At 59.7% G+C, this 6,347-nt stretch carries 2 protein-coding genes and 1 pseudogene; 1 reads left to right on the top strand and 2 read right to left on the bottom strand.

Annotated features, from left to right (window positions below):
- Positions 1-263: 263 nt before the first annotated feature.
- A complete protein-coding gene (locus PMN64_RS41250) occupies positions 264-455 on the bottom strand; it encodes a DUF3363 domain-containing protein (protein ID WP_411784909.1) in 192 nt (63 codons plus the stop codon).
- A gap of 498 nt (positions 456-953) precedes the next feature.
- Between PMN64_RS41250 and PMN64_RS41255 the strand changes: the two are divergent.
- Positions 954-2,639: pseudogene (locus PMN64_RS41255) on the top strand (MFS transporter); the annotation flags it as partial.
- Positions 2,640-4,167: 1,528 nt separating this feature from the next.
- On the opposite strand, the gene PMN64_RS41260 reads toward PMN64_RS41255, so the two are convergent.
- Positions 4,168-4,737 carry a hypothetical protein gene (locus PMN64_RS41260; protein ID WP_411784910.1) on the bottom strand — a complete coding sequence of 190 codons (570 nt, stop codon included), beginning with the start codon at positions 4,735-4,737 and terminating at the stop codon, positions 4,168-4,170.
- Between the last annotated feature and the right edge of the window lie 1,610 nt (positions 4,738-6,347).

Below are 6,347 nucleotides of genomic sequence, written 5' to 3' on the forward strand. Positions count from 1 at the left end.
GTCCCGGGATGATCGGACTCAGGTTCCGGAAATAACGCGTATGAGCGCAAGAAATCGCCTCTTTGTGCCCGGAGTCATACGGTGCCCGATGACACAATTCCTTGGCCCGCTCCATGCACTCTCATGGGAGCCAGGATTTTGCCACGTCCTTCCTGGGGCCGGACCAACGCCGCATCGCATGTATTTCAAGCGAGCGGCGTTGTTGTTTAAAGACCAACGAAAATGACCAATCCCGACTGTCCTAATTTGGCGGAGCGAGTGTCCTAACCAGGACAGCACTCGAGAGACGTCCGATCGTAATGCGTCCACCCGTCGACGCCATCGAGCACGACATAACGGCGCTCTCTCAGTTCATCCGAAAACCCTTCACGGACGACGCGCCCCACCAGGCGCTGGCTGCCTTGTTCCGGATCGAAGATGGCAACCGGCGCGTCATGAGCGGCTTCTTGCTGCACTTGCGTGTCGATATCGGTGGTTGCGGAGTCTCGTAAGCCCCGGTTCTTGCGATTGATAGAACAAGTCGTTCCGAGAATGGCGGCATAGCCAGGCGGCCCATTTGACTAACGCGAGGATAACGGCAGGGCAATACCGGAACTAGTCATCCGGACGTCGGTACGGATCGTACCTATCTGCGCGCTCTAAATCTCTAAACGCTATTGGTACCGACGTAGCCGGCGGGAGCTAGCTCCGTCTGCATTGACGCCGGCGATGTTGCAAACAGAGCGTGGATTTGAATGACCATTGTTATCGTCGCCGCTTTCATGGTCACTCAGTCCGTAACGTCGCGGCTGTTATGAGCCGCATGACGGCGACGCAGTAGGGTCATCTCCGCATCAGAAACGGTCGAGTCATCGCATTTCACGACTACGCGTATGTTTGGACGCAATATCGCGCCGGGAACATCCTTGTGATTCGCACCAGAATCGAATCGTGTTAAATCATGCCGAGCCGATATGATCGATCCAATCAAAGTCCAGACGCGTAACGCCGACGGCATCACGGCGCCGCTGCGGCACGCGACCTTCCGCCGCATTTGGCTTGCGAGCCTCCTCTCCAACCTCGGCATCTTGATTCAAGGTGTCGGTGCGGCCTGGGCGATGACGCAGATGACGTCCTCGGCCGACAAGGTCGCGTTGGTGCAGACCGCGCTGCTGTTGCCGGTAATGTTGATTTCGATCCCAGCCGGCGCGATCGCTGATATGTATGACCGGCGGATCGTGGCGCTGGTTGCGCTTGGCATCGCGTTCGCCGGCGCAACCGCCCTGACGGTCGTCGCCTGGTCGGGCCTCGTCACACCCAACCTCTTGCTTGTGCTCTGCTTCGTCGTTGGCGGCGGCATGGCGCTGATGGGACCGTCTTGGCAATCGTCGGTCAGCGAACAAGTGCAGTCGGAAGCCCAGTTGCCTGCGGCCATCGCGTTGAACGGCATCAGCTACAATATCGCACGCAGCGTGGGGCCGGCGATCGGCGGGATGGTGGTGGCGACCGCGGGCGCAGTGGCTGCATTTGCACTCAACTCGCTCCTCTATCTGCCGTTGATGGTCGCGTTGTTCCTGTGGGAACGCATCAGCCGGCCCTCACGGCTGCCGCCTGAGAGATTGAGCCGGGCCATGGTTTCTGGTATGCGCTACATCAGCAATTCACCGTCGATCAAGATCGTGCTGGCCCGCACTCTGGTGACCGGCATCGTCGGCGGCGCGATCACTGCGCTGATGCCGCTTGTCGCGCGCGACCTTTTGCATGGCGACGCGCAGACCTACGGTATCATGCTCGGCGCCTTTGGCCTGGGTGCGGTGATAGGCGCGCTGAACATCACCGAAGTGCGCAAGCGGTTGAGCGGCGAGGCCGCGATCCGCGCTTGCGCGTTGTCCATGGGCGCTGCGATCGCCGCAGTCGCACTCAGCCGCGAAACGGTGTTGACCGCGGCAGCACTGGTCCTGGCGGGGGCCGTGTGGATGATGGCGTGGGCGGTGTTCAACATTGGCGTGCAGCTGTCGGCGCCGCGCTGGGTGGCCGGACGCGCGCTTGCAGCCTATCAGGCGGCGAGCTCCGGCGGGATTGCCGTCGGCAGTTGGGGTTGGGGCCATCTGACCGACACGGCCGGAGTTGCAATCGCGCTGCTGGTGTCGGCCGCGCTGATGCTCGCCTCACCACTAATCGGTCTTTGGCTGCCTATGCCCCGCATCGTCGCGCGGGATGAAGAGGCCAGTTTGCTCGCCGATCCTGAGGTACGGCTCGGCTTGACCGGACGCAGCGGGCCGCTCGTCGTCGAGATCGAATACCGAGTTGCACAGGAAAATGCGCGGGCGTTTCATAATGTCATGCAGGACGTACAATTGTCCCGCCAGCGCAACGGCGCCTATGGCTGGTCGATCGCGCGCGACATTGCCAATCCCGAATTGTGGACCGAGCGCTACCACTTCCCGACCTGGTTCGACTACTTGCGCTGGCGCAACCGCTCGACCCAGTCGGAGCGTGCGCTGGAGCAGCGAGCAATTAACTTCCACATCGGCTCCACGCCGGTACGCGTCCGCCGCATGCTGGAAAGGCCGTTCGGCTCAGTACGCTGGAAAGACGATACGCCGGACCACACGACCGCCGAAACGCTGCCGGAGATCCCAAGCAGCAAGGGCAGTACGCAGTCGGCCGCATCGGAAGACCAAATGTCCCAGTGTGCCAGCAGGCAGCGGAAAGCTGCAAGCCGTTCGAAATGAGGCATGCGGATTGTCCTGGAAATAATCGCGGGTTGCTTGAGCATTACCGCACCTTCCAGGATGGGTGCGCCATCGCGGCCTCACCCGAGGATTGACCAACCCTAATGTCGGGCTGACTGGGATGTTAGCGAATTCCAGTATACTGCGCTCGCAGCTCAGTCTCAATGTGCAGCTTATGCTCGAGCCATCCGAAAATGCGATCGTCGAAAGACACGAAGCTTTCGATCTCCCCTGCAGGAGCCCGGATCATCTGCGGTATGGGCCAACTCCACGTTGATGCGCGCTGCCATGCAGTCAGCTTGAAGCGTGACCGCCTCCGATACGCTGACGATGCTGCTTCCCCCGGCGACCACCAGAGCTGGGCATCGCAGCTGTCGCACCAATCGCGAGCGAAGCTCCGACACCACGTCCGCGTTGGCTGTCATCCTTGTCATCCAGCCCACAGACGCCAATAATCGCACCAGACTCCAAAAGCCATAGTCGCAAACCGCCGCAACGACGCGGCTATCAGATACAGCGAAATCAGTAGCTAGAGCCGCCGACAATCCTTCTCCGTAGACGCCGATCCGACGGGCATCGACGTCAGGCGGACTTGACAAGTAATCCAAGCAGCCAGACAACATAGTTCCGATTTGACGCCCGTGCGATTTGAGACGTCGTCGTGAGAGACAATCAGAACCGACGTGCCTCGACCAATCACCGCAGGCAACAGCCTTCCGAGCAGCGTCGCTCCTGTTTCTTGTTCGCTGCTGATGCAGATGACTGCCGGCGCGCACAATTCGGGATCACCCGCGGGCAAATAGTAGGCTTGGAATTCCTCGGCTGTTTCACCTTCAGCCTAGCGCGAGGATAATGGATAAGACGAACGTCGCCGCGCCCTCCCGGTCCGAGAGTGGCCGAGTAGCGCTCGCCGTTGATCGTAAACTGGCTGGGTCCGAACTGGTTTGGCAGCAGATTGATATTACCCTGCACGTCAATCAGGATGTCTGAAGCTAGCCGGGAACCGTGCTCCCAGCCCTCCCCAACGATAGTCCCGATATCCCGCAGCTCTTCAAAAGACCCTGATGGACCAACGAACGACGCTCGTCCGGCAATGCCAGAAGCCAGCATCGATTGACCATCGTCGTGCAAGTCATGAGGCGTGGGCGGATTGATATTAACCAGTGACTGACGATCGCCGTAGATGTCTGACGACGGATGCCGTGCAGATGATGATGGAGCGGGTCCTCCCCACCGTTTCCTTCAACAAATCCCAAGCTCCCTCGCTCGGGGGCGCCGGCATTGCTGGAAGGTCGTAAAACGAGCTGAACTGCGGGCCACGGTACGGCGCGGATGATGAGGGTCCGGTTTCTCGGCTCGGCTCCCTCAACAATGTCGGCTGCATCCCGTCGTAAGGTACGCTCGATGATCGAGAGGGCCCATAGATCACCTCCCTCAACGAATCCCGGCTCCCTCACTCGTCGTCGCAGGTGTTGTCGGGTAGCGCGTGCGGCGCCCCGTATTCTTGCACGCCTGCCCGACCACCTGAATGCACTTCGGGAGGAGGCAACCCTAGCCCTCGGTTCGCGTCGAGGATTTGTTGGTATTGGCCAAGCCTCCGCAAATCAGGGTAGAGTTTCGTCTCCTGGGTTTCACGCTTGTACGCCCTAACGTCACTGGCAAACCCATTGGTGAGGAGACGACCAGCCATGGCTCCTCCGTTTTGGGTTTGCAGCCAATCACTCAGCCTGGAAGGGCGCCGAGCCTGCCTATCGACAGTCTCCGGCTCGATCCTGTGTGTCGCTTTTTCCGCCGCAGCCCACATGTCGATGAGAGTAGCATCTGCGGGGTAAGGATTCAGGCGGCGGACATCGGCTGACAGCGCCCTTCCGGCGCGTGCCTCCCGGAGCTTGTTCAACGCCGCCTTCATGCGAGTGCCGAGTTTTTTTATCGGCGCATGGGTTTCTGCATCGACATCCAGCCCAGGTGACAATGCGGGGTTGTCAGTTCGAGCTGCAATTGAAGCCCTGCGGTTCTCGCGCACACCGCATTTCTCAGGGTGCCATCGCTCAAGCTGCCAGTGGCGCTCGCCGCGAACTCCTGAATGATCGCTTCGTCCTCCTCGCGAACCCCTTGCGTTCGCGCCGGCTGCTTAGCAGGGTCGGCGCGAAATGTGATCAAAGTGAACTCTTGATGCGCCTCGGAGCCGGACGACTTTCCGCTGCCGTTTCCCCCAAACGCCTTTCCAACTCCTGACTTGATACGCGACCACAGTCCACGTCTTGGAACGGTGGGCGACTTCGTCGTTTGCTGTTCTTGGGTTCGATCGCTGACCGCGGATCTGGTCGGGTATAGCGTACGATGCTGAAAAGATCTTCCTGCAAATTGGACTGCGGCGATAACTGGGTCGCCCTCCCCCGGCGCTCATGGGGGATATCTGCGCTGTGGCGCGCGCTGCTGATCGAATCGTCCCTCAGCCGCGAACATGACGGCAGCTGCATCCAACCGCCGAGTTCGGCGTGCCGGATCTGTCCAGTCTGCGCCTCAGGGCTCTCGTCAAGTAAATTCGAGCTTGCGGAACTCGCATCGGGTGAATTGAGTTGCAACCTTTCGGTCTGTTGCTCAAAGCTGCGTTGCCGGGCACGCGGCTGTTGTCCCGTCCGCTGCTTTCGCTGCATGGCGGCGTACTGCCGCACCCAAGCTCCTGCATTGAATGGGTCGACTGGATCCATCATGCACTTCTTTTCTCGGTAAAGGTCCCGTGGGCTCGCAGACTTGCGCTCGTCATTAGTGGGCACGCAGGCGGCAGCGGCTCGAGGCGAGAGCAAGACTCAGCCTCTATAGGAGGCAGCTGTCGAAAAGCTGACGAGTGTAAGGAATTCCAGATCAAAACGGCAATCGAACCCAGCTTCATCGAAAACTGCGGTCCGAAAGCGCCTGCGCACTGGCGATGACTGCCTGAGTGCGCTGATTTCCGACGAAGTCGCCCACCGTTCCAATTTGCTCTCGCCCGAGTGCGAGGCGTTTTGGCCCGTGGACTCTCCGGCATGGGGCGAGGTCGACCGGGAATGGGACCTGAACCTCTTCCGCTTCGGTTACTGCGGGCATGTGGGCGACGCACTGGATAATCATAGCTCACACTCATCGCGTTGCATTTTGACCAGCGTCGTCAACCACCAACCACCGACCCGGCACACGCCAATGAGCTGATCAGGACGATCCGGACCATCAAAGATCAGCTTCTTGCAAGAATTAGTCCAGCGTACGAAACGTACACTGCAATGATAGCGCCGCGACGCACCTCAGGAAGCAAGATCGGCGCATATTGGATGCGTGACGAATTTTCGAAAATCATTCGCAGCTGTCCACGTCGCGATGAGTGCAGGTTCGCCGAAACGTATAGTGCCGCGCTAGTCACGATCCGCGAGCGGCCGATGATCGATGCCTCAACGCTAAACGCTGAAGCAAAGTGCACCGAGCTGCTACTCGATCTTCTCAACGCCCCACTCGGATCAGATCGGGACGACAGAAACGAAAAGCCTCCCAGCACTCGTCTTGATATCGGCCTCACACCTCGGCTAGATAGAACAGGCTTCAAACTGGAGATACTGCAGTGGCGATGGGTACCGTGAAGTGATTCAATCCGACCAAGGG

The sequence above is a fragment of the Bradyrhizobium sp. UFLA01-814 genome (assembly GCF_046718885.1).
Lineage (GTDB): Bacteria > Pseudomonadota > Alphaproteobacteria > Rhizobiales > Xanthobacteraceae > Bradyrhizobium > Bradyrhizobium elkanii.